This is a genomic window from Microbacterium sp. BF1 (genome assembly GCF_019279095.1).
Lineage (GTDB): Bacteria > Actinomycetota > Actinomycetes > Actinomycetales > Microbacteriaceae > Microbacterium > Microbacterium maritypicum.
Window position 1 is genome coordinate 1 of the sequence record NZ_JAGYWT010000341.1, and the last position, 2,712, is coordinate 2,712.

At 67.6% G+C, this 2,712-nt stretch carries 4 protein-coding genes; 1 reads left to right on the forward strand and 3 read right to left on the reverse strand.

Going from position 1 to position 2,712, the window contains the following annotated elements; genetic code table 11:
- Positions 1-180: 180 nt before the first annotated feature.
- The 3 genes from KZA10_RS11710 to KZA10_RS11720 are packed head-to-tail and all read right to left on the reverse strand — an operon-like array spanning position 181 to position 2,414.
- The gene (locus tag KZA10_RS11710) at positions 181-1,101 is read right to left on the reverse strand and encodes a 1,4-dihydroxy-2-naphthoyl-CoA synthase (protein ID WP_218682967.1); all 921 of its coding nucleotides are present in this window, start codon (positions 1,099-1,101) and stop codon (positions 181-183) included.
- 10 nt (positions 1,102-1,111) lie between these two features.
- The gene (locus KZA10_RS11715; RefSeq protein WP_218682968.1) at positions 1,112-2,080 is read right to left on the reverse strand and encodes a permease prefix domain 1-containing protein; all 969 of its coding nucleotides are present in this window, start codon (positions 2,078-2,080) and stop codon (positions 1,112-1,114) included.
- A 1-nt stretch (position 2,081) separates the two neighbouring features.
- The gene (locus KZA10_RS11720) at positions 2,082-2,414 is read right to left on the reverse strand and encodes a PadR family transcriptional regulator (RefSeq protein WP_055870057.1); all 333 of its coding nucleotides are present in this window, start codon (positions 2,412-2,414) and stop codon (positions 2,082-2,084) included.
- 92 nt (positions 2,415-2,506) lie between these two features.
- Between KZA10_RS11720 and KZA10_RS11725 the strand changes: the two genes are divergently transcribed.
- Positions 2,507-2,712: hypothetical protein (locus tag KZA10_RS11725; RefSeq protein WP_218682969.1), on the forward strand; the 206-nt coding region annotated here is incomplete at its 3' end.

Consider the following 2,712-nt stretch of genomic DNA (forward strand, 5'->3'; position numbering starts at 1 on the left):
GGACAGCATCGCAACGGCAGACATCAGCTCCATTGCCGAGCGGTGGGACTCGCGGAACGCGTTGAGCCGATCTGTCCTCGGCCCCACTCGATCAGACAAAGACGCACTGATGCCCCACGCGTCGACCTTCCGATCTCTTCGGCATCCGTGGGGATCAGGGCGGTCATGCGGGTCTCCGACTCAGTAGTGCCAGGGGAAGGAGGACCAGTCGGGGTCGCGCTTCTCGAGGAACGAGTCGCGACCCTCGACGGCTTCGTCGGTGCCGTAGGCGAGGCGGGTGGCCTCTCCCGCGAAAACCTGCTGACCGACCAGCCCGTCGTCGACGGCGTTGAAGGCGAACTTCAGCATGCGGATCGCCGTCGGCGACTTGGTCAGCACCGTGCGCGCCATCTTCAGCGCCTCGCGCTCGAGCTCGGCATGCGGCACCACGCGGTTCACCGCACCCATCTCGTACGCACGCTGGGCGGAGTACTCCTCGGCGAGGAAGAACACCTCGCGGGCGAACTTCTGCCCCGTCTGGCGGGCCATGTAGGCGGAGCCGTAGCCGGCGTCGAAGCTGCCCACGTCGGCGTCCGTCTGTTTGAAACGCGCCTCTTCCGCGGAGGCGATCGTGAGGTCGCAGATCACGTGCAGGGAGTGTCCGCCGCCGGCCGCCCATCCGGGCACGACCGCGATGACGACCTTCGGCATGAAGCGGATGAGCCGCTGCACCTCGAGGATGTGCAGACGACCGACGGCGGCACGGCCCGCGCCGTCGACGATCGCGGTCTCCGTGTCGGAGTACTTGTAGCCGTCGCGACCGCGGATGCGCTGGTCACCGCCCGAGCAGAACGCCCAGCCGCCATCCTTCGGGCTCGGGCCGTTGCCCGTGAGCAGCACCGCACCGATGTGCGCATCCTGCCGGGCGATGTCGAGCGCGCGGTAGAGCTCATCCACGGTGTGCGGACGGAACGCGTTGCGCACCTCCGGCCGGTTGAACGCGATGCGTGCGACTCCGCCGTCACGTGAGACGTGCGCGGTGATGTCGGTGTAGTCCTCAGCACCGGGCGCGAGCACCCATTCGGCCGGGTCGAAGAGGTCGGAGACGAATGCGGTGGTCACGGCATCCAGCCTATTCCTCGCGCCCGCGGCGAGCGCGCCAGGCCTTCATCCAGCCGTCGATGATGGTCCAGGTCTGGACGGCGATGATGCCGACTCCGGTGATTACCGCGAGGATGCGCAACGTATCGGCGTCCACCCCGTTGTCGGCGAACACGAACTGCACGAACTCCGGGTTCAGCAGCTCGTCCCGCACGAGAAGTGTCACCGCCCAGGTGGCGAACGCGATCGAGAGCGCCGTGTTGACGACGGCGAGACCGACCGTCCACCGGCGTCGGCGGTACACGGCGACAGCCAGGACGGCGTCGGCGAGCATGATGGCGAGGAGCACGGTCATCCCCCACGGCCAGAGCCCGGAGTTCAGGATCGGGATCGGATCGCCGCCGGTCGGGAAGAACCCGCGGGTCGCATCCCACACCACCGCGGCGACGCCGATGCCGAGGAAGACGAGAGTGGCGATCATGTCGCTGCGCGCGGCGCCGTTCTCGGTCGGCACGGGCAGCTGGTCGACGTCCCACTTCTCCCCCGTGTCGGCACCGGTGCGCTCGAGCACGACGAACACCAGCGTCACCCAGAAGCACACGTGAACGACGACCGAGAGGGTGACGGCGACGATTGCGCCGATCACGTCTCCGACCGGTGCCCCCTCGATCAACTTCGCGATCGCGACACCCACGGCGGCGCAGGCCGGAACGATGATCAGCAGCAGCTTGAGCAGCCGCCACCAGGTCAGGTAGTAACGGGGGCCGATGAGGTGCAGAGGGCGATCCGCATACCCGGCGGCCAAGACCCCGGGGTCGCCGAGATCGGTGAGGACCGCGCGTTCGGCGGCCTCTGGCGCCTCACCCTGCTCGACTCGCGCCTCGACCGCATCGGTGATGGCGGCTTCGAGCTCGGCGCGGACATCGTCCTGCGCATCCGGCCGAAGACTGCGGATCGTGGCGCTGATGTACCGCTCGGTGAGCGTGGCTGTGGTGGTCATGTCAGTTCTCCTCTGCAGTGAGGGACGCGATCGCCGTGGTGAGCGATCGCCATTCGTCGGTGAGGGTGTCGGCGAGGCGGATGCCGGCGTCCGAGGTGCGGTAGAACTTGCGCGGCCTCGCCTCCTCGGTGTTCCACTCGCTCGTGAGGTACTCCTGCTTCTCCAGGCGGCGCAGCAGCGGATACAGGGTGTTCGCATCCGTCGCGAAGCCGCGCTTCTCGAGCTGGTCGAGCAGCGAATAGCCGTAGCCCGGCGTGCGCAGCAGCTGCAGGCAGGCCAGCACCACGGTGCCGCGCCGCAGCTCCTGCAGGTGCGTGTCGAGCGTCTCGTTCATGCAGCCCACATTACTGTGCGTCACACACTATTGTCCAGCGTACGTTTCGGACAGTCCCTGGGCGGACGGGAAGGGGGAAGTAGCGTGGAGTCATGACGCTCGAGATCACGCGCATCGACCCGTTCGACACCGCGGAGGTGGACGCCTGGTGGGATGCCTATACGGCCTCCGCGGTGCAGTGGCAGGAGTTCTCCGACTCCCGTCAGGGTGGCGAGTTCCAGCTGATCGTCGGTGGTGTGATCGGCACCTCCGTCGCCGACCCGTTCCAGATCTACCGTGACTGGTTCGGCGGTACCGC

What these genes read in the sequence shown, in the direction of transcription:
- KZA10_RS11715 (WP_218682968.1), bottom strand. Translation starts at nt 2,080, where the DNA reads ATGACCACCACAGCCACGCTCACCGAGCGGTACATCAGCGCCACGATC.
- KZA10_RS11720 (WP_055870057.1), bottom strand. Translation starts at nt 2,414, where the DNA reads ATGAACGAGACGCTCGACACGCACCTGCAGGAGCTGCGGCGCGGCACC.